The organism is Arthrobacter sp. ISL-48, assembly GCF_018613805.1.
Classification (GTDB): Bacteria; Actinomycetota; Actinomycetes; order Actinomycetales; family Micrococcaceae; genus Arthrobacter.
In genome coordinates, this window is the sequence record NZ_JAGGPL010000006.1 from 1 (window position 1) to 21877 (window position 21877).

The following is a 21877-nucleotide window of genomic DNA, read 5'->3' on the forward strand; positions in this document are numbered from 1 at the left end:
CAGAACCGGGGGCAGTCCCTACTGGTGCCGGATTGGGCCGGATTCGGGATGTTTTCAAGAGTTCCCAGTGTTTTCAGTGGCCGGAATGCAGTTCGAGTCCCACCTCGGGCACGCATGACCCCTCGTCAGAGGGGTTTTTGCTTTAATGTGTGGACATTGTCCCTCCGCGGGTCCTCTGACGTTGTTCGCGGTCTGTGCCTTGACTGTGACAGGTTTGGATGGCCCCGGTAGGACGGTTATATCTGGCGCCACTTCGTGACTCGCCGGGAAGCTTGTGACGGTTATATGTGGCCCCGCCTGCAACGTTGGATTCATCAGTGGATGGATGCGGCGGAAGGCTGGTCTGGATGGAGTCGAGAGTGGAGTTGTTTGCGCAGATCCGAAGGGACGCCCGGGTTGAGGGGCTCTCGGTCCGTGCGCTGGCGGTCCGGCACGGGGTTCACCGAAGGACGGTGCGGCAGGCTCTGGAATCCGCCTCCCCGCCGGAACGCAAACCACGACAGGGGGTGTCCTGGCGATTGGAGCCGTTTAAGGCGGCGATTGATGCCATGCTCATCGAGGATACGACGGCGCCGCGGAAGCAGCGCCATACTGCCCGCAGGATACTGGCCCGGCTCATCGAGGAGCATGGCGCGGAGGAGCTGTCGTATTCGACGGTGCGTGACCACGTGCGGATCCGCCGGGCCCAGATCGACGTGGAGGCCGGCCGCCGGGTGGAAGTGTTCGTCCCCCAGGAACACGCCCCGGGCGCGGAGGCCGAGGTGGACTTCGGCGAAGTCTGGGTCGTGCTGAACGGCATGAAGACGAAGTGCCACATGTTCGTCCTCCGGCTGTCCCACTCGGGCAAGGCCTTCCACCGGATTTACCCGACCCAGGCGCAGGAAGCGTTCCTCGAGGGACATATCGAGGCGTTCAACGAGATCGGCGGCCTCCCGACCAAACACATCCGCTACGACAACCTCACCAGCGCGGTTACCGCTGTGGTTTTCGGGCAGGGTCGGCAGCGCCAGGAGAACGACAGATGGGTGTTGTTCCGTTCGTTCTACGGTTTCGATGCATTCTATTGCCAGCCAGGCATCGCCGGGGCTCACGAGAAGGGCGGTGTTGAGGGCGAGGTCGGCTGGTTCCGTCGCAACAGGCTCTCTCCGATGCCTGTCGCCGACACTCTGGATGACCTCAACGAACGCATTCGTGGATGGGAAGCACAGGACGACCGGCGGCGGATCAACGGCAGGATCCGCACCATCGGCCAGGACTTCGCCGCCGAGCAGTCGTTCCTGGCACCGTTGCCGGCGGAGGAATTCGATCCCGGGCTGGTGCTGAGCCCGAGGGTTGATAGGTCTTCAATGGTTACGGTGCGGATGGTGAAGTACTCCGTCCCGGCACGCTTCATCGGCCGGAAAGTCCGGGTCTCGCTGAGGGCCTCGGAAGTTGTGGTGTTCGACGGCCGTGCCGTGGCTGCCAGGCATCAGCGGATTGCCGCCAAACACGGGCAGTCGGTCCAGCTGGATCACTACCTCGAGGTCCTCAAAACCAAACCCGGCGCCCTGCCCGGATCCACCGCCCTGGCCCGGGCCCGCGAGTCCGGGGCGTTCACCAGCACCCATGAGGCGTTCTGGGCTGCCTCCCGCAGGGTCAACGGCGACGCCGACGGGACCCGTGAACTCATCGACGTCCTGTTGCTCCACCGCTCGATGGATGCCGGTGACGTCGAAGCAGGGATCACCGCGGCGCTGGGTGTGGGTGCCGTCAGTGCCGACGTTGTTGCGGTCGAGGCCCGCAGACACGCAGCGGTTTCGTCCGTGGGTGGGTCCGGGTCGGACCGTCATCGCGGTGCTCATGCTGAAGCGAAAGCGCAAAGGGTTGTCAGTCTCACCCAGCGCAGGCTCATGGATCCGGCCGCCGTCATCGCCGGGCTCCCGCCGGACACCCGGTCCCTGCCCTCGGTCAGTGCCTACGACGAGCTACTGGCCAAACGCACTGAACACCCCGCAGGAACCCCGCCGAAGGAGAACATCTCATGAGCCCCACCGCACCGGCCACCACCATCACCCCGACCCTGCGACGGCGCCGCGGCTTGACCGAACAGGCTGCGGTCGCCGCGGTCGACCAGGCCTGCCGCCGGCTGCGCCTGCCCACCGTCCGTGCCGTGCTCGACGAGGGCCTAGCGGTAGCCGGGAAGGAACAACTTTCCTACCAGGGTTTCCTGGCCGAACTGCTGCTGGCCGAGTGCGACGACCGGGACCGGCGCTCCTCGATCCGGCGTGTCAAAGCCGCGAACTTTCCGCGGGACAAATGGCTCGGGGACTTCGATTTCGACGCGAACCCGAACATCAACCCCGCCACCATCCACACCCTCGCCACCGGGGACTGGATCCGTAAAGGCGCACCCCTGTGTCTGATCGGCGACTCAGGCACCGGCAAATCCCACCTGCTTATCGGGCTCGGTACCGCCGCTGCCGAGAAAGGTTACCGGGTCAAATACACCCTCGCCACGCGGCTCGTGAACGAACTCGTCGAAGCAGCCGACGAGAAAGTCCTCGCCAAGACCATTGCCCGCTACGGCCGTGTCGATCTGCTGTGCATCGATGAACTTGGCTATATGGAACTGGACCGCCGCGGCGCCGAACTCCTCTTCCAGGTCCTCACCGAACGCGAAGAGAAGAATTCCATCGCGATCGCCTCCAACGAATCTTTCTCCGGCTGGACCAAGACCTTCACCGACCCGCGCCTCTGCGCCGCGATCGTGGACCGGCTGACCTACAACGGCGCCATCATCGAAACCGGCACCGACTCCTACCGCCTCGCCCACACCATCGCCCAACAGGCCGCCAGCTAATCAGGGATGGCCAATGCAGCCTTCTCTTTGTAGAACCTATGAGCGGTTTATGCAGATGCCGGGGACCGGAGGCGGGTCCACGAAGAACCCGCCTCGGCTCCGGAAGTTAGTTGCCGTAGTGCCAGTAATAAGTACCGTCGTAGGCCGCTGTCATGTAGCTGTCCCTCCGTGGTAGCTGGCACGCTCACCTGCGCTCTAGTAGCATCGGGAATCAGCTTCCCGCGTGCGGTCTGCCGCTCAGATGCCACTGGATTCCATGCACCCGTTCTGGTGCCGGCGGACTTGGCCAACATACGATCAGGTACTCCTCGCTCCGGGGGGCTGACCCGATGCTGTTGAGTTCCGCAAGCCGATTCCGGGCCAGGCACCGTATTCGATACCAGCCTGGGCCGTGCGCACTGAGCTCCGGGAGGCCCGGGAACTCGTACCCGACCGCGTCGACGTTCAACTTCCCATGTGGGGCGTGGACGGATACGTCAGCACCTTCATCCCAGCCATCCATCGACAGTTCCGGTTCGGCTTCATGGAGATCGACGCTTACCGTGACCTTGCCCATGTCTGTCCCAGTGATGACCACTGCCCCTGTGCGGAGTGGGCAGATGAGCCCGTTGCTTTCCTCGAGGCTATTCGGCGCAGGGACGGTCTCGTCTTGGTAGTCAATCAGATAGAAAAGGTGATAAGTGACGGTGACGGGAACAGTGCGCATCGATTCGTTACCTTTAGTTTCATGCAAGTTTTCGGGAGTGCACGAAGACGTGCACTGATTCTGCAAGCGCCAGCAAGAGATGTCAATGGAAATCCCTTCGACCCTTGGGCCATTCATCCAATACACGTAGGTGCAGCTGGAGCCACGCGGCTCACAAGACACCAGTGGGGCCACATATAGTCGTCCTACGGGGGCCAATCATGGTTGACATATCCAACCCGGTGCACCTGTGGCGGGTCCAGGTACGGATCAACAGCGCCTCGCCGCTACGGACCATGGAAATCCGCCGCCGGCCCACGACAGAGCGGATCAGCAGAGCACGGACCGAACTTCAAAGCTCCTGGCACACTCATAGCGCTTGTTTCGTTAAGAAGCAGGTGCGACGTCTCCGAATTGGACTGTGACAGGGCATCCCGCTGCCTCGGAATATCCGCGCTCCAGACTTGCAACATCGGATGAACCCTGGACGGACTCATCAATGGTCAGCTGGAGGGTCGACCCATCGGGTGACACAGAAAATACGTTGACCGCCGGGTCTGTTGCCAGGAGATGGCTACCGTATTCTCTGAGTTTGCCTAGGGAGCAGCGGGCTGTCTCAACGGTTATCGGAACCCTAGGAAAGCGGCTGATGAGATTTTGCAACTTCGAGTCCACCGGCCCTTCCCAATGAACCACAATGTCTTTTCCCCTCAGCACTTCGACTGAGGCAAAACGGGCATCTCCCGCCAGTTCGCGGCTCAGTTCGCTGGCCGCGTATGCGACGTCCCCGTCGACCGCCTGCGCCTCGGTGGTGACTCCTGAAGCGGTGCTCTGCGAGCCTGGCGGAGGTTGTTCCCTAGCACAGGAAGTAGCGCAGAGGCTAAGACCAATCAGAACAACGCAGAGGCGCTTCATCTTGGAACCATTCATTGGAGATGGCATCAGGAGTGTCTCTTCAGACTAGACCAATTGTCAGGACGTGGGGATGTACCATCCCGTGGCAGCAGCGATGCTTGGAACTGACGTGGCCCAGACAGTTGAACTGCATCTGCGCCCGTCCACCGCTCCAGGGACGCCTTGGCAGTTTGTTCCGGCCACGGTCGGCCGAGCCGAAATAATACCCACTGCCCAGCGTTTTACACCCGAGGAGTGTACTCACCAATTGGTAGCCCGGGCCGCCGCTATCACCGTTCCCAGCGGCCGGTTGGGAGCTGATGTTCTCGGACCTGAACGCTGTAATTTGTGTGGGATACCCCTGGAACTGGTACGTCTCAGCAGTGTTTTTTACGATATTGCCGCAACTGAGCCCACTGTAGGAACCGCTGTAGCAAATCTCCTGGCCAACATAGGCGTATGCATCACCGTTGATCTGTGTGTAGACGTCGCTGTCCCACGTCGAAGTCCAGATAAAGCCGTATGAGGTGCCGCTATGAATGATGGATCCATCATGGTAATAGTCATTCGCGGTCACGTTTCCCCACGGGTAATAATAGGGACCGCCATCCCATGCCGACCATTGAGTGCCAAGTCGAGCGCAATGCGCAGCAAACATGGTGCCTTCATTGCCGGTGATGTTTTGACGTACCGTAAACCCAGAAGTGCAAGCCCCGTTGTAGGTTCCGTTAGTCCAGCTGTAGATCCGTGCGCCTCCGAGGTGCCAGTAATTATCAAACTGACGGGTGTAGCTGTTAGCAGGTTCCGGACTGGCCTCGCTTACCGCAACGGGTGCCTGCAGCTCTGCTTCGTAGTGCCGTGCGATCTCGGCAGGGGACTTGCGGTTCTCGGCGCTCTGACTGACCGAAATTCGGAACCCCGAGCCGTCATGATTAACCGAATAGGATGCCAGGTCGATGTCCGCTTTGCTCAACCGAGCAATCCGCTGCCTAAGGTCTCCGGGCAGGAACTTGGTCTGCCGGATCTCAATCGGAACTGTCTTGTGGCTGGAGATGATCCCCGCAAGCTCTGGGCTTTCCTTGCCATGCCAGTGGACTACCACGCGGTCCCGATTAGCCGTCACTTCGGAGGACGCGAACTGCGGATTGCCCGCCAAGTTCTTGGTCAGCTCAGAAGCCAGACGGGACATGTCCTCGCTCACCAATGGCAGTGCCATCGTCTCGATTCCATCCCCTCTGGGTGGTTCCGGTGGTCTTTCTACCCCGCCGCTCAGCAGATCAATTGGCTGTGGACGATCTGCGGAATTTACCGCATTCGCTGGAGTTGCAAGTCCAGCAAGAAGAAACATGGAAAGAATGACACTGGACAAAAGAGATCTACCTGCAGCCGTGCCGGGCCCCCAATTCGATGCGCTCCCTAGTGAGCAACTTTGCGCTCCCCAGTGAGCACATATAAATCATGCGATTTGTTTGGTCGGTTAATCAAGAGCATTTACTAACCCATTGGCGCGCCGATCGGGTAAACGCAGGCCGGGTAGGCCCGCCCGCCAAGAGCCCCCAGGTGGGGCCACATTTGACCGTCCAAGTGGGGCCAAAAATACTTGACACACTCAGTGCCTGGCGCCGGCGGTCGCCTATTCGGTTGTGTGGGTAGCGGGGTCAGGGTCCTGGCCTGTGGGCCTTGCGCCTCTTGGAATCTAGGGTTATGGGCCGTCCTTTCTTGCTGTCTCCCGTGGCCAGTTGTTGGCCGTCACTCATTCATGGCCATGAGTTGTGGTGACGACATGACCAAGCTCAATTTTCTTCGAGGATCTTCATCGGATGGTTGCTTTTGGCGGACTGGGCCGAGTGCGCTTATTGCGTGTTTGTCCGGCCAAAGGGAGTGTGCACATTGTGCACACCTTTGTGCACGTGTGGCTTTTCGAGCTGCATTTTGGACCCTTGCTCCTGGTTCTGCCGACACCACTTCATGAAGTTCTCTGTTGCAGGCGACATGACTTTGCGGCCTAGAACGTCGGTTTCGTTGGACGTTCCGGGTTCAGCGGGAACGTCTCCGGGGGTGTTTCTGACTGGCGCACGATCTGTCGACAGAGTTCAGGTGTGTGGGATCCGGACTTCCTTCCCCGGAATTCCGCTTTGATGGATCCGTCATGGCCGGTTCGTGGTCTTGACGCGCGGCAATCTGGGTGACTACCTGAGCCTGCACTTTGACGGCTGTGGGCGTGCTGGCGAAGATGGCCCGCCACCACGCAGCGGGTCATGGGCACACGGAGCTGTCCCGCAAGCCCAGAGTTGGAAGACAAATGATTGAGACGCTGTGAATCGCCTCCGTACAGGGGCGCGAGGTGTCTCGCTGCCCTGTCTCTCAAGCCAGCACCAAACCGGCGCCAACCGGCGGTTGTCTCGCAGCTAGCGGAACGTTCAAGGTAGCCGAGCGGGCTTTGCTAGACCTTTTGGATAGGCTCTGCCGGAGCGCATGGAGGCCCGTTTGGGGACTGGAGCTAGACCTCTGCGAGCACTGATATGGCCCTTCGGCCGAGGCTGCCCACGACGTGGCGCTGCATTATTTCGCGGGCCCGAACGGCGTCTCCCGCTATGACCGCATCGGCGATTTGAATGTGCTCTTCCTTCACACGGATCCGGTCTTTTTCGGAGTCTTTCTGGCTTTGAAGTCCGATTTGGCGGTATCGGTCGGCCTTGTCCCACAGGCCTTCCAGGATCCCTATCAGGAGGGGGTTGTGTGACGCGGTGTAGATGGCGCGGTGGAATTCCCGGTGGACAGTCATCGCTTCGAGGTCGGCTGCGTCGCGCAGTGGGGTCAGCTGTTTGAGGGTCGTTTTGATACGGGCGATGTCCGCATCGGTTCGGCCCTCGGCTGCGAGACCGGCCGCCAGCGGGTCCAGGTTTTCGCGGATGACGTAGAGGTCGCGGGCCTCGTCTGCGGTGAGCGAGGCCACCCGGGCGTCGCGGTGCGATTCGAGCTGAACGAGTCCTTCTGCGGCGAGGCGGCGGAGTGCCTCGCGCAGTGGCGTGGTGCTGACCCCGATTTCCTGTGCCAACTGTGCCTGGTTGAGGACAGAGCCCTGGGAAATTTCCCCGGTCAGTATCTGGCGGCGCAGTTCCTCGTAGGCGTAGGCGTTTTTAGATAGTGCTACGGCCGGGTTTGCCACCGTTTACTCCTTATACGTGAGGGCTTTCCGGGGGCTGCCGACGGCGGCCCCGGATAGGCTATGTCCTATAGTACTGCGGGCCTTGAGCGTTATTCCGCAACACCAGGGGCAAAGACGATGCAAACCGGGGAGCCTGTTTGGACAACCCGGCGGCCGGACCGCGGGAGGCCGGAATCCATGTCGATTTCGATCGCATCGATTGAGTTGCTTTTCTCATTCGCAGCATAGAGGGTCGTTCCGTCCCCGCTAAGGGTGATGAAGCGGGGACGGATTCCGCCGCTTGGAGTCCATGAGGCGGGGGAGAGCCTGCCGTCCTCTTTCACGCCATAGACGGCAATGGTGTCATCCCCTGGCCCTCCGGCTGTTTTGTCTCCTGCCCCGCTGCGGTTACCGGCGTAAAGGAACCGCCCGTCGGCACTGATCACCACTTCTGCCGCTCTGCTGTCCCTGATGTCGGAGTCCTCAACCGTCGGAAGGTACTGCACGGCACGAAGGTTTTCCGGGGAGCTGCAATCAAGGACAGTGACGGTGGAGTTGAGTTCGTTGATGGCGTACGCCAGCGCGTGATGTGGGTGGAATACCAGGTGCCGGGGGCCGCTGAACTCACGCAGGCGGAGGCTCCCTGTGAGCTCCAGACCGCCGGTTTCGGTGTCGAGCGTACCGGTGAAGATGGTGTCCAGGCCTTTGTCGGGGACGAGGAAATAGTCCCCGGCGGGGGAGAACACGACTTGGTGGGGTTTCGCGCCGGTTTGGTCGGTTCGGTGCGGGCCTGGGTCGCCGGTGAATTTCAACCGCCCGGTCACCGGTCCGAGGGTTCCGTCGGGGAGGATGGGCAGGCTGACCACTGAGCCGCTGGTGTGGTTGGCCGCCAGGACATACCTGCCGCTGGGATCCAGGCAAATATGCGCAGGATTCGTTCCCAAGGTGGGCTGGCGTCCCAGCTCTTGCAGTTTTCCGTCACTCTCTGCCCGGTAGGAGGTGATGTAGTCGTGGTCGCCGGCCGCTGCATGGAGCACCTCGGAGACCGGATCAAAGACGAGGAAGCCGGGGTTGACGGCCGGTGTCTCCTCCAGGAGGGTCCACCGGCCGTCGGTGATGATGAAGCTGCTGATACCGGCGCCGGTGCCTCGTTCGGGCGTGGTGCGGGAGCCGACATAGGCAAGCTGGGGGGCGTTCACCTCAGCGGACCGCCTTGACTGCGGGGTTCTCAACCTGGGTCTCCGTGGGGGTTTCGGTTTTGCGGAGCCGGACGGCGACCATCATGGCGGTGGAGACTACCAGGAGGCTGGCGAAGAAGTACAGGCCTGCTGTCTGGGAGCCTGTTGCGTCGACGATCATTCCCTGCGCGAACGGGCCCACGAATCCTCCCAGGTTGCCGATGGAGTTGATCGCCGCAATGGCTGTTCCGGCGGTGGCCACGGAGAGGAACTGGCTGGGAACGGCCCAGAAGGGGGATTTGAAGGCGTAGAGGCCGGCCAGGGCGATGCTGATGGAGGCGATGACCAGGAAGGGCGATTCCAGGATGGCGGCCAGGAACATGGCGACGGCGGCGATGCCCATGGGAATGTAGCTGTGCATTTTGCGTTCGTTCTTACGGTCTGAACGGCGGGACCACCAGATCATGGCCACGGTCGCAACAATGTAAGGGATCATGCCGATGAGGCCGATCTGGGTCGTGTCCAGGGTCTTGGAAAGGCTTTTGATGATCTGGGGGAGCCAATAGCCGACGCCCAGGCTGCCGACCTGATAGACGAAGTAAATGGCACCCAGGTAGAGGACTTTCGGGTTGGCCAGGGTCTTCCAGATACTCAGGTGAATCGTGGTGCCCTTCTTAGCGGCTTGCTCACTCTCCAGTTCCGCGGTGATCCAGTCGCGTTCTTTGGCGGTGAGCCACTTAGCGTCTTTGGGGCGCTCGGTGAGGACGAAGTAGCAGACGACGCCGAGGATGACTGCCGGGATGCCCTCGAGGATGAACATCCAGCGCCAGCCGCTCATGTCGGCCCATCCGATGGTGTGCATGATCCAGGTGCTCAGCGGGAAGCGATGATGTATGAGACGGGAATGGAGGCCACAAACAGAGCGATGGTGGTTGCCAGTTCTTTGCCGCGGAACCAGAAGCTCAGGTAGATGATGATGCCGGGGAAGAACCCTGCTTCGGCAACGCCGAGCAGGAACCGGATGATGTACAGCTGGATGTCGTTCTGCACAAAGCCCATCGCGACGGCGAGGATGCCCCACGTCACGAGAATCCGGGCGATCCACCGCCTGGCACCGAACTTGGCAAGTGCGATGTTGCTGGGGACTTCAAAGAGGAAGTACCCGATGAAGAACAGGCCCGCCGCCAGCCCGAAAGCCTGGCTCGTCAAACCCAGTTCGGCATTCATCTGCAGGGATGCGTAGCCGATGTTGGCCCGGTCAATGTAGTTGACGATATAGAGCAGAAAAACGAACGGAATAATCCGCATCGTGATCTTGCGGATGGTCTTTTTCTCGAAAAGTGCGTGACCCGGGTCGTCTTTGACGGTCATGAAAAGTCTCCTGGTTAGGCCCTGAAGGAACGCTATAGGTTATAGGCTGTAATAAGGCTGGGTTGTGACCCAGATCAAAGTCAAGGGCGCTGAGGGCTTGACAGCGACCTATAGCTTATAAGCTATAGTTCTGTGGGACGGATCACATCGAGTGTCTCCGTTGCCACATCCCCGTAGCTTTGCTCAAAGGAGAGACAGCCATGACGGCGTCCAACCCACGCTCCACCACCCAGTCCCAGTCGCGGATGTTCACCAGGTGCGCCGCAGCAGGCGCAGCCTCGGCCCTCGCCCTCGCAATGACAGCCTGTGGTGGAGGCTCCGCCCCTGCCGGGACACCCGCTCCGGTGAATTCAATCGCCGCCGGCCAGTACCCCGACTATTACCCTGCCGACTACAAGGACCTTGTGGCCGCCGCGGAGAAGGAGGGTGGCGCGCTCACCATCTACTCAAACACGGATCAGGAAAACTGGGCACCGGTGTTCCGCGACTTCAAAAAGAAGTACGCCTTCATCAAGGACATCTCCGCGAACAACCTTGGCTCGGACGAGGTCTTCCAGCGGGTCCTGAGCGAAAACGCCACGGGCAAATCACCGGCCGACGTCCTGGTCACCAACGCCGCCGGCGCCTGGGCTGATTTCGCAGCGCGCCCCGATGTCCTGACGCAGTACACCTCTCCGGAACTGACAAAGGTTCCGGAGTTCGCCAACCTTCTGCCGGGGGTGACTGCCATGTCCGAAGATGCGATGACAATCACCTACAACACCGCCCTGATGACCGAGGCGCCCACCGGCCTGGCATCACTGGCGAAGCAGGCGAAGGCCAACCCCTCCCAGTTCCAGAACAAGATCGGCATCCGTGACATCAAAGGTGCCTTCGGCTTCACGATCTTCCATGCCCTGACCAAGGCCAAGGCGGCCGCCTGGGACTCCCTGGCCACGATCCTCCCCCTTTCCCGCCCCGAAAGCTCCTCGGCCACCGAGAAGGTCCTGTCCGGTGAATACGCTGCCGGCGCCCTGGTCAGCGCCGCTCCGGCCTTCCCCGTAGTAAAGGACTCCGCCGGACTGTTCAAAATCTCGCTGCCCGACGACGGCACAGTGGTTCTGCCCCGCGGCCTCGGCATCACCGCGAAGGCCCCGCACCCTGCCACCGCAAAACTCTTCATGGACTTCACCCTTTCCGCCGAAGGCCAGCAGGCCATCCAGGAAGGCGGACTCTCGTCCTTCCGCGACGGCATCAAGCCCGTCGAGTTCACCTACACCTACGCCGACATCCTCAAGCAAGTGGGGCAGGAGAACATCATTTCCGTTCCCTTCGAGAAGGTTTCCGACGCCGAAAAGGCCGCCTTCACCGAGCGCTGGAACAGCCTCAAAAAATAAGCACCCGTGACTGACCAAGCAAGGACCGGAAGAGATCCCATGACAACAATTCCCGATACCAGGCCGCCGGCCCAGGTCGCCACGCAGCGGCCGGAATATCCGGCCCCGAAGTACCGAAGTATCCTCGGCGGCGACCGCAGCCAGATGCTTTTCTGGGCAACCATCGTCGTTCTGGCGCTTCTGGTCCTTGCGCCCGTGGTCCCCACGCTCTACCAGTCGGTGATGGACCGTCCTCTGTACGAGGAGGGCGGTCTGTTCACCCTGGAGAACTACACCCGTTTGTTCACCGAAGCCGGCTTCGGCTCGGTCGCTGTGAACACGATCCTGTTCGCCGTCATGACAACCGTCATGACGCTCCTGATCGCCGTCCCGATGGCCATCGTGGTCATCCGCACCAACATCCCCGGCCGGAAGTTCTTCGGCGCCGCCATGCAGTGGCCGTTCTTCATCTCCTCCCTGATCTTGGGCTTCGGCTGGATCACCATGTACGGGCCGGCCGGCTTTGTCAGTGTCCAGGTCCGGCGGATCCTGGGTTTCCTGCCCTGGGACCTCTACACTCTCCCCGGCATGGCACTCACCGAAGCCGTTGCCCTGGCCCCCATCGCCTACATCTTCTGCGCCAACGCCCTGCGCAACTCGGACGCCTCCCTCGAAGGTGCCGCCCAGACCGTCGGCGCCGGTCCGTTCAGGATCCTGTGGTCAGTCATCATCCCCATGCTGCGCCCCCCGATTGTCTACAGCTCCGTGCTGGTGTTCAGCATGTCGATCGAGACCCTGTCGATCCCGCTGCTCTACGGCCAGCCCGTGGACATCACCGTCTTCGCGACCTTCCTGTACAAGAACGGCCTGCAGTCCATCGACCCCGACTACGGGATCCTCGGTGCCGCCTCGGTCATCATCCTGCTAGTCACCGTCCTGCTCGTCGCCGTCCAGGCAAAACTCCTCAAGGACGCCAAACGCTTCGTCTCGGTCCGCGGCAAAGCCACCCGGCCACGCCTGCTGGACCTCGGCTGGATCAAATGGCTCGCCGTCGCCTTCATCACCATCTACGTGGTCATCGGCGCACTGGTGCCAATCCTGGGGCTGGTCATGCGCTCCTTCACCAAGATCTTCACCCCGCTGCAAAACCCGCTGGCCTCCCTGACCATGGCCAACTACCAGCGCATCTTCGAGTTCCCGGCCTACGTCGGCTCGATCCGCAACAGCCTCATCGTCGCCGGCGTCGGCGCCATCCTGGTCAGCGTCCTGGCCGTCGTCGCCGTCGTCGTCTCCAAACGGTCCACGTTCCGCTACCGCAAGGTCATCGAATACCTTGCCCTTGCCCCGCAGGCCATGCCCGGCCTGATCATCGGCATCGGCCTCTTCTGGGCCTTCGCGTTCATGCCGTTCAACACCGGCTCGCTGCTCCAGGGCACCGTCTGGGCCATCATCATCGGCTTCGGACTCCGCGCCCTGCCCAGTGCCTTCGGCTCCATCTCTCCGGCCGTGATGCAGATCGGGGAGGAGCTGGACAACGCCGCCCGCGTCAACGGCGCGGACTGGCTGAAGATGTTCCTCCGCATCCTCGTCAAGCTCCTCACCCCCGCCTTCGTCGCCGCCATGGTCCTGACCTTCGTAGTCATGATGAAGGAATACTCCCCGGCGATCTTCCTTGGCTCCGCCGATACCGCCGTCATCGGCACCACCATGCTCGAGCTCTGGGTCCAGGGCAACACCGGATCGGTCGCCGCCCTGGCCACCATCCAGATCGCAATCACCGCAGTCTTCGTCGGCGTCGCCGGCCTGCTCATGAAAGGAAAGAAAGATGCCTGATGTCGCCGTCAAGAACCTCCGCAAAGACTTCGGAGGAGTCACCGTCCTCCATGAAGTCAGTTTCACCATCAAGGACGGGGAGTTCTTCACCCTCCTGGGCCCCTCCGGCTGCGGCAAATCCACCACCCTGTCCTGCCTCGCCGGGCTGGAACAGCCCACCTCGGGCTCCATCGCCGTCGGAGAAACCGTCCTGGTCGATGACTCCTCCAACAAGTTCGTCCCCCCGGAAGAGCGCAACCTCGGCATGGTCTTCCAGTCCTACGCCCTGTGGCCGCACATGACCCTGGCCGAGAACCTGGCCATGCCGCTCAACATCCGCAAGATTTCCAAGACCGAGCAGAAAACCCTCATACACGACGCCCTGGACAAGGTGGGCCTGGCCCACCTGTCCCACCGCTACCCGCACCAGCTCTCCGGCGGCCAGCAGCAGCGTGTCGCCCTGGCCCGCGCGCTCGTCTACTCGCCCAAGGTCCTGCTCCTTGACGAGCCCCTGTCGAACCTGGACGCGAAGCTCCGCGAACAGGCCCGCGTCTGGCTCAAGAGGCTCCAGTCCGAACTGGGCATCACCACCGTCTACGTCACCCACGACCAGGAGGAAGCCCTGGCCATGAGCGACCGCATCGCCGTCATGTCCAACGGCCACATGCTCCAGGTCGCCCCGCCGCATGAAATCTACGAACGCCCCGCCACCGCCGAAGTAGCCGCCTTCATCGGCCGCTCCAACTTCATCGACGGCACAGTTGTCTCCGCCCGCGGCGGCGCAGCAATCGTCCGCCTCGAAGAAAGCGGTGAAACCATCAACGTGGCCGTCAGCGAGCAGGCAGCCGCCGGCGACCTCGTCACCGTGGCCTTCCGGCCCGAGAAGGTCTTCCTGACCAACAGGGGCGCAGAAGTGCCCGCCGATGCCATCGTCCTCAACGCCGACATCATGACCACCTCATACGTGGGCTCACGCTACGCATACGACCTGAAATACGGCAGCAAAACCATCCTGGTGGACAGCACCACTGGCGGTCTCACCGGAGCGGTGCGCCTCGTGGTCCCGGCAGAGGCCGGGCGCCTCTACCCCCGCGCGAACGTCGTCTCCAAGGACGTTGCCGAACTGATGGCTGTCACCCACTAGGCCGCCCCAAGACCCCGGCGGGGAAGCCAGCCCCGAGCAACTTCCCCGCCGGTCCCAAAAACATCCACGGCGTTGCCACTCGCAGCAGAGGTTATAGCCTATAATTTAATCAGGCCCCTATTCTGTTCGAGAAAGTGTCCCCCATGAGCATCGCCATCGGCGCCGGTTCCAATCCATCCATAACCCACCTCGAAGTCAATGGCGAGGTGCTCCGGGCGGTAGATATTGAGGGTGCTTTCGGGCCGGACTATGTCCGGCTTCCCATCGCCCTGAGGCTGCTGGCCGAGAACGTCCAGCGGAACATGACCGGACTCGAGCGGGAGCAGGCAATGGACGCCCTGCGCCGTTGGCTGGACACCGGAACCAGCACCGCCGAGATCGAGTTCCTGCCCACCAGGGTGCTGATGCACGACACCACCAGCACCCCTGCGCTGGTGGACATTGCCGCCATACGCGACACTCTGGCCGAGTGCGGGGAAGACCCCATGGCGCTGAACCCGCTGCTGCGAGTGGACGTATCGATTGACCACTCCCTGGCCGTGGAAGAATATGGCCGGGCGGATGCGGCCGCCCGGAACATTAAGCACGAAATCCGCCGGAACAGGGAACGCTACCAGTTCCTGAAATGGGCATCGAAAGCCATGAACGATGTGCACATCAACCCGCCCGGCACCGGCATCATGCACACTATCAACCTCGAACAGCTCGCCACCGTGGTCACCACGATCGAAAAGGACGGGGACCGGTGGGCTGTTCCCGACATGATGGTGGGCACCGACAGCCACACCCCGATGATCAACGGCCTCGGCGTTCTCGGCTGGGGCGTCGGCGGATTGGAAGCCCAGACCGTGATGTTCGGTATGCCCGCCACCTTGCGGATCCCAGACGTCGTCGGCGTCCGGCTCACCGGCGAACTCCGCACCGGTACACTCGCCACCGATCTGGCCCTGACCATCACCCACCGCCTTCGCGAAGTCGGTGTCACCGGTGAGTTTGTGGAGTTCTTCGGCCCGGGCGTTTCCACGCTGACGGTGGGGGAGCGGGCGGTGGTAGCGAATATGGCACCCGAGTACGGCGCCACCACCGGGTACTTCCCGGTCGATGCGATGGCTCTGGACTATCTCGCCGGCACCGGGCGCACGGCAGAACAGACGCGCCTTGTCGAGGCCTACGCCAGGCAGGCAGGCATCTGGTTCGACCCGGAAGCAAGTCCCGTCTACACCAGGGTCATCGACGTCGACCTGTCCTCCGTGGCCATGCACGCCGCCGGCCCCCGCCGCCCCCAGGACCTCCTGCCCTACGGCGGCATCCGCAACGCCCTGGAACAGGAAGCCGGACCGGAACGCCCCGGCACCGGGCCGCTGCCGGACTTCCCCGTTGCCCTTGCCGCGATCACCAGCTGCACCAACACCTCGGACCCACGCCTGCTGATCGCCGCTGGCCTGCTGGCCCGAAACGCCAGAAAGCGGGGCATGAAAGTCCCCGCCTGGGTCAAGACGTCCCTCGCTCCCGGTTCCCCCGCGGCGGCCAGCTACCTCAAGCGCGCCGACCTCACCGGGGACCTCGCCTCCGTCGGCTTCGACATCGTCGGCTTCGGCTGCACCACCTGCATCGGCAACCCCGGACCCCTGACACCGGTCGTTGCAAAGGCCCAGAACGACGGCGGGAGCGATCCCGTGGCCATCCTCTCCGGCAACCGAAACTTCCCGGGACGGGTGCACCCCGACGTCGAACTCAGCTTCATCATGTCACCGCCCCTGGTCGTCGCCTTCGCCCTTGCCGGAGACGCCAAACGCGACCTCAGCACGGAGCCGCTCCAGTACATGGAGGACGGCACACCGGTCTACCTCACCGACCTGTGGCCGACCCGCGAAGAGATCGACGCGCTGGTACTGAAAGCCAACGACCCCGCAGATTTCCGCCGCGACTTCGTGATCGCCAGCCGGGACCCGCAGTGGCGCCGGGTGGAAGCCCCGGACGGTGCGCAGTATCCTTGGGATCCGGCGTCGACCATCCTGCGCAGGCCTCCCTTCGCGGCGATGACCGAAGGAAGTCTCCTGGGCCAATATGCCGCCCATCCGCTGCTGGTCCTCGGCGATGACATCACCACCGACCACATCTCCCCCGCCAGTGCCATCCCGCCGAACAGTGATGTGGCGGACTTCCTGGTGGCCAGGGGCGAGGACCGTGCCGACCTGAACGTCTTCGCCTCCCGCCGAGGCAACTGGGAAGTCATGGTCCGGGGTGCCTTCCACGCCAAGTCCGTCAAGAACCTGCTCCACCCCGAGGCGCCTATAGCCCAGACGATTCACACCCCCTCGGGTGAGACCATGCCCATCTGGGCCGCCGCCCAACGGTACCGCGAAGAAGGCGAGTCCGTCGTCATGGTGGCGGGGGAGCGCTACGGCATGGGATCCTCCCGGGACTGGGCGGCCAAGGCCCAGCGGCTGCTCGGCGTAAGGGCAGTCATCGCGGCCAGCTTCGAGCGGATTCACCGCTCCAACCTCATCGGCATGGGCATCCTCCCGCTCGTCATGCCAGCGGACATGAGGGACAAGCTCCTCAGTCTTAAACCAGGGGACCGGATCAGGCTCGACGCGGGCGAAGACCGCATCCACCCCCGCGCCGACATCGCAGCAGCTATTGTCCGCAACGACGGAACGGAAGAGCCCTTCACCGCCACCGCTGCCGTTGAAACCGGACTCGAGTGCGAACTCCTCGCCCTGGGCGGCGTCATCCCCATGATTCTCCGCCGGACTCTGAACCACGCGAACAGCTAATGATGCGTCCTGCGCGCCATACGAAAAAGGAGCAACCCATGGCTATCCGCAACCATCACACGGCCCGTTTCCAGTCGGGGATGCCTCGGCATGCTCAGCTGGAACCGGTATTGAACTGGACAAAGCTCGCCCGCCAGGACGATCTCGAGCTCGTGCATCGGAACGGCAAGACCCTGACCTCAGGCCGGGTGGACATGCTCGCCATGGACGGCAGCGTTTTCTGGCTGATCCAGGACGACGGCAAAGGCCGGGCAATGTTCCATCCGGACGACGGCGTAATGGTCTTCAGGCACAAGCGCAAAAGGCACTAGGCCACAGTTCTAAACTCCGGGAAATCCCACCTTAAGCAAGGAGAATTATGAGTGCGTTCGAGAAGATTGATGTCGTGGGTTCTGTGGTGGAGCTCGATGGCGACGAAATGACCCACATCCTTTGGCAGTTCATCAAGGACCGCCTGATCACTCCCTATTTGAACATCAGGCTAGAGAGTTTTGATCTCTCCCTGGAGAACCGGGACGCGACCGATGACCAGGTGACGTTGGATGCCGCGCATGCCATCCTTGAGCACAAGGTAGGTGTCAAGTGCGCCACCATCACGCCCGATGAGGCTCGGGTACAGGAGTTCAAGCTCAAGAAGATGTGGCCCTCGCCCAACGGGACAGTCCGCAACGTCCTGGGTGGTGTCCTGTTCCGCGAGCCGATCATCATCTCCAACATCCCCCGCCTGGTCCCGGGCTGGAACAAGCCCATCATCATTGGCCGGCACGCCTTCGGTGACCAATACCGGGCCACCAACTTCAAGGTCCCCGGGCCGGGGACGCTCACCTTGACGTTTACCCCTTCCGATGGAGGGGAGAAGATCCGGCAGGAGGTGGTCACTTATCCGGAGGGAGGCGGCGTGGCGATGGGCATGTATAACTTCAACGACTCCATCCGCGACTTTGCTCGAGCGTCCTTCTCTTACGGGCTGCAGCGGAACTACCCCGTCTACCTGTCCACGAAGAACACCATCCTCAAGGCATACGACGGGCAGTTCAAAGACCTGTTTCAGGAGGTTTTCGAAAACGAGTTTAAGGAAGCGTTCGACGCCGCCGGGCTGGGGTACGAACACCGCCTGATCGATGACATGGTTGCCTCAGCCATGAAGTGGGAGGGCGGCTACGTTTGGGCCTGCAAGAACTACGACGGTGACGTCCAGTCGGACATCGTCGCGCAGGGATTCGGCTCCCTGGGTTTGATGACCTCCGTGCTCATGACGCCGGACGGCAGCACCGTGGTGGCCGAGGCCGCCCATGGCACTATCACGCGCCACTACCGTCAGCACCAGCAGGGTAATCCCACCTCCACTAACCCCGTCGCCTGCATCTTCGCTTGGAGCGGCGCCCTGCGGCACCGCGGCAAGCTGGACCAGACACCAGATGTGATCCGCTTCGCCGAAATCTTGGAAGACGTAGTCATCAAGACGGTCGAATCCGGAAAGATGACCAGAGACCTGGCACTTCTCATCGGGCCGGAACAGCCTTGGCTCACAACGGGAGCGTTCCTTGCAGCCGTTGATGCCCGCCTTGTCGCATCACACCTGCCGGTCATCGTCTGATTCCGGCCCGCGACAGAGCACAAACATGAAAAAGGGAAGCACCGTGACTGAGTCCAAGCAGTACCAGGTGGCCGTCCTGAACGGCGATGGCATCGGCCCGGAGATCGTGCCGGCGTCGGTAAAGATCCTGGACGCGGCCATGGCCGCCGTCGGCGCCCCCGCGATCGCCTGGACTGAGCTCCCGCCGGGCCGGACCGCCATCGATACCCACGGCACCGCCGTTCCGGCCGAAACCCTCGAGGCGCTGAACAACGTCGACGGCTGGCTCCTGGGCCCGCACGATTCCGCGTCCTACCCGGAACCGCACAAGTCCGCGCTGAACCCCTCCGGCACGATCCGCAAGCACTTCGGCCTGTTTGCCAACATCCGCCCCTCCAAGGCGTTCCCGGGCGGGAACGCCATCGTCGAGGGCACCGACCTGGTGATCGTGCGTGAAAACACCGAAGGCTTCTACGCGGACCGGAACACGTACGCCGGGACCGGGGAATTCATGCCCACCCCCGACGTGGCGATCATGCATGGGATCATCACCCGCGCTGCGACCAAGCGCATCGCCCACACCGCGTTCCAGCTCGCCCAGTCCCGGTCCAAGCAGCTGACCATCGTGCACAAAGCCAACGTCCTGAAGATGACCACCGGCCTGTTCCGCGACGTCTGCAAGGAAGTAGCCCTGCAGTACCCGGACGTGTCCGTGAACGACTTCCACATCGACGCGATGACCGTGCACCTGGTCCGCCGCGCGAACAAGTTCGACGTCATCGTCACTGAGAACATGTTCGGCGACATCCTCTCGGACCTCGCCGGAGAAGTCGCCGGGTCCCTGGGCATCGCCCCGTCTATCAACTCCTCCGACACCCACGCCATGGCCCAGGCCTCCCACGGGTCCGCCCCGGACATCGCGGGCAAGAACATCGCCAACCCCATCGCGATGGTCCTCTCCTCCGCGATGCTCCTGCGCTGGCTCGGCGCCAAATTCGGCGACGAGAAGGTCCTTGCGCCGCCGAACTCGTCGAAAAAGCCATCGAAGCGACCGTCCTGGACGGCACCACGACCAAGGACATGGGCGGCACCTCCGGCACCAGCGAATTCGCCGACGCCGTCGCCAACCGCATCACCACCGTCACACACGCACAACCAACCGATAACAAGCTGCTGGCACGTGCTCCGGCGCAGCCTGTCGTTACATGATTGGCGTGGAGGGCTGCCCCAATCAGATTTCTCGATGCTGTTGGGCTGGGCACGTCCTGCCTCGAGGGTAAGAACGTATTCCCGCGTGGTTTGGAAGACCACCCGAAGGTTGAAGGTCAGCTTTCAGAGACCAGCTCTAGTATAGAGCCGGATGGCCGTGCAGTCTGTTTAAGCCCGGTCTGTGTGTGGCTGCCGAGTTGCTCATGGGAGGGGTGATAGGGGTGTGCCGCGATGAAGATATTCTTTGTCTGGTGTCGATGTCATGGCGCTCTCCCTTGCACCTCGCATTTGAGTCACCTAATGGTGACGGTCGCAATGACGCGGGGAGTGCTTCTGGACTGGGTTGAATGGACATGTCTGGCAATCGTGAGGGCGTTTGGTGGGCAGACCGGTTCTTCGGAGGCAATGGTATGGCTGGCGATCATGCCGGGCTGCCCGGTACTACGAGTAAGCGGGTGACGCGGCTGGGGTGCAAAAACGAGTACACCGTACTCGTGCCGACCTTCTTCTTAGGCGGTTTACTGGAGGTTCGGCACGCCGGATCAGTCGTCACGACGACTGTTGGTCAGACGACCTGTGGGGGGACGTAGATGGAAGGATCGTCGTACGCGATCCGATGGGTGTCGGGAAGAGTTGTGTTGCCTCCCGCGGGCGAATCTTGGGGGTTCAGCACGTGGGGTGATGATGCCGGCCAGAAAACCGAACGATTTATTAGGCAGTCTCTCGGTTGCCATGCGCGTGAAGATGCGTGCGTCAGCGTCGAGCTTGCTCTGATCCATCGAGCGGACAATGAATACAACCCGTATGCGATTTCGGTTGCCATGCCTGCCCGGTTCGGCGGCGACGCGGACAGTAGGCACTTGGGGTACCTGCATGACGGCAAATTGCGGAATGTTGGGATGGGTCGCCTACCAGATCTCGCCGAAGCCGCAGGCGGGGAGGTCACCTGCACAGGCACCGCGTACGGTACGGGCGGGCTCAATCTTGATCTGCCGAAACCGGCCGAATTGGCCAGAGCCATCGACGAATTTCTCGGTCGCGACGGTGGACCGCTGCGGCATCACAAACAACCTTCGGTAGAGACCAACAATGCTGTGTCGGCTTTGCAATCATTTGCACATCCGCAGGAGCCGGTTGAACGTTTGGAGTTGACCACATGGTTCGGCCAAGTGGGTCGCAGCCTTGCGGTGACAGATGGTGTGTCCAGGCGGCTGCTGGGTCATGTCGACCGCGGCTACTTGTTCCTTGAGGATGAACGCGACAGGGCAGTCATTACGCGGCTTCTTGCCGAGGCGAATGTGCCCATTGCCAAACAGATTGCCGAGCCGGCGATCCCCCTCGCTGACGAGTGGCCAATCACCGAGGTCCCCAATATACAGATTGACCCGCATGCCGAGGTGTTCCGTTTCCTCGCACCAGGCCTTATCGCGCAGTACAACCCGCGGACACGAAAGTTGTGGGTCGAAGACAGCCGCCTCGTCGGACAGGCCCTGTGCTACGCAGCACGTGCGGGCCTCGAAGTTTCAGAAGTAGGTCTACCCAGGACACCATGGAAGTTGGACGACGAGTTCAAATTCGACGAACTCAGGGACTACGGCCTTCGAAAGCAAGTGCAGCTGGATCGGGAAACCGCCGTCAAGTCAATAATCCGGGAGTTCAACAATTCAGTGCGGCACGGGGTTAAAGGAGGTTTTACCCAAAGAGGCCTTCAGATCCGAAGCCTTTCGAATCATGCTGGGAATAGTAACCGAGTCCGAGGCTTCTTTCCGCCTTCACGAAGCGTATGTAGAACAGCGGCAGCGGCTGTTCGGTGCCCATAGGCTAATGAACACTTCAGGCGGTTGCAGGCTGTGTTGTCGGCGGGGGTCGACATTCATCTCATCCGT

15 protein-coding genes are annotated in these 21877 nt (G+C 62.0%); 10 read left to right on the forward strand and 5 right to left on the reverse strand.

The annotated features are described in order from the left end of the window. Positions 1–347: 347 nt before the first annotated feature. Complete coding sequence (gene istA / locus J7E83_RS09610; RefSeq protein WP_214961454.1) at positions 348–2024, forward strand: IS21 family transposase; 1677 nt, start codon at positions 348–350, stop codon at positions 2022–2024. Further along, the gene (gene istB / locus J7E83_RS09615) at positions 2021–2839 is read left to right on the forward strand and encodes an IS21-like element helper ATPase IstB (RefSeq protein ID WP_214961456.1); all 819 of its coding nucleotides are present in this window, start codon (positions 2021–2023) and stop codon (positions 2837–2839) included. Before istA ends, istB begins: the two co-directional genes overlap by 4 nt. Before the next feature lie 1640 nt (positions 2840–4479). Here istB and J7E83_RS09620 read toward each other — a convergent pair. From J7E83_RS09620 to J7E83_RS09640, 5 genes are all read right to left on the reverse strand, one after another. Further along, a complete protein-coding gene (locus tag J7E83_RS09620; protein ID WP_214961458.1) occupies positions 4480–5634 on the reverse strand; it encodes a S1 family peptidase in 1155 nt (384 codons plus the stop codon). A gap of 1284 nt (positions 5635–6918) precedes the next feature. Then, the gene (locus J7E83_RS09625; protein ID WP_214961460.1) at positions 6919–7587 is read right to left on the reverse strand and encodes a GntR family transcriptional regulator; all 669 of its coding nucleotides are present in this window, start codon (positions 7585–7587) and stop codon (positions 6919–6921) included. An 89-nt stretch (positions 7588–7676) separates the two neighbouring features. Next, entirely contained in the window at positions 7677–8765 is a 1089-nt protein-coding gene (locus J7E83_RS09630) for a lactonase family protein (protein ID WP_214961462.1), read from the reverse strand. Position 8766: 1 nt separating this feature from the next. Continuing rightward, positions 8767–9606: an MFS transporter gene (locus tag J7E83_RS09635; protein WP_214961464.1), complete on the reverse strand. Its 840-nt coding sequence runs from the start codon at positions 9604–9606 to the stop codon at positions 8767–8769. Positions 9607–9617: 11 nt separating this feature from the next. After that, entirely contained in the window at positions 9618–10115 is a 498-nt protein-coding gene (locus tag J7E83_RS09640; RefSeq protein WP_214961466.1) for an MFS transporter, read from the reverse strand. A 200-nt stretch (positions 10116–10315) separates the two neighbouring features. Between J7E83_RS09640 and J7E83_RS09645 the strand changes: the two genes are divergently transcribed. The 8 genes from J7E83_RS09645 to J7E83_RS09680 all read left to right on the forward strand — a co-directional run bounded on the left by J7E83_RS09645 (position 10316) and on the right by J7E83_RS09680 (position 21811). Further along, positions 10316–11491 carry an ABC transporter substrate-binding protein gene (locus J7E83_RS09645; RefSeq protein WP_214961468.1) on the forward strand — a complete coding sequence of 392 codons (1176 nt, stop codon included), beginning with the start codon at positions 10316–10318 and terminating at the stop codon, positions 11489–11491. Positions 11492–11530: 39 nt separating this feature from the next. Further along, positions 11531–13303, forward strand: a complete 1773-nt coding sequence (locus J7E83_RS09650; protein ID WP_214961470.1) for an iron ABC transporter permease — start codon at positions 11531–11533, stop codon at positions 13301–13303. After that, the gene (locus tag J7E83_RS09655; protein ID WP_214961472.1) at positions 13296–14426 is read left to right on the forward strand and encodes an ABC transporter ATP-binding protein; all 1131 of its coding nucleotides are present in this window, start codon (positions 13296–13298) and stop codon (positions 14424–14426) included. The genes J7E83_RS09650 and J7E83_RS09655 overlap by 8 nt, the downstream gene beginning before the upstream one ends. A 143-nt stretch (positions 14427–14569) precedes the next feature. After that, positions 14570–17206: an aconitate hydratase AcnA gene (gene acnA / locus J7E83_RS09660; protein WP_214961474.1), complete on the forward strand. Its 2637-nt coding sequence runs from the start codon at positions 14570–14572 to the stop codon at positions 17204–17206. Positions 17207–17244: 38 nt separating this feature from the next. Further along, positions 17245–17517: a hypothetical protein gene (locus J7E83_RS09665; RefSeq protein WP_214961476.1), complete on the forward strand. Its 273-nt coding sequence runs from the start codon at positions 17245–17247 to the stop codon at positions 17515–17517. Between the two features lie 47 nt (positions 17518–17564). Beyond that, positions 17565–18803, forward strand: a complete 1239-nt coding sequence (locus tag J7E83_RS09670; RefSeq protein ID WP_214961478.1) for an NADP-dependent isocitrate dehydrogenase — start codon at positions 17565–17567, stop codon at positions 18801–18803. A 43-nt stretch (positions 18804–18846) separates the two neighbouring features. Further along, positions 18847–20136: an isocitrate/isopropylmalate dehydrogenase family protein gene (locus J7E83_RS09675; protein WP_214961480.1), complete on the forward strand. Its 1290-nt coding sequence runs from the start codon at positions 18847–18849 to the stop codon at positions 20134–20136. Positions 20137–20626: 490 nt separating this feature from the next. Then, positions 20627–21811, forward strand: a complete 1185-nt coding sequence (locus J7E83_RS09680) for a hypothetical protein (protein WP_214961481.1) — start codon at positions 20627–20629, stop codon at positions 21809–21811. Positions 21812–21877: the final 66 nt, after the last annotated feature.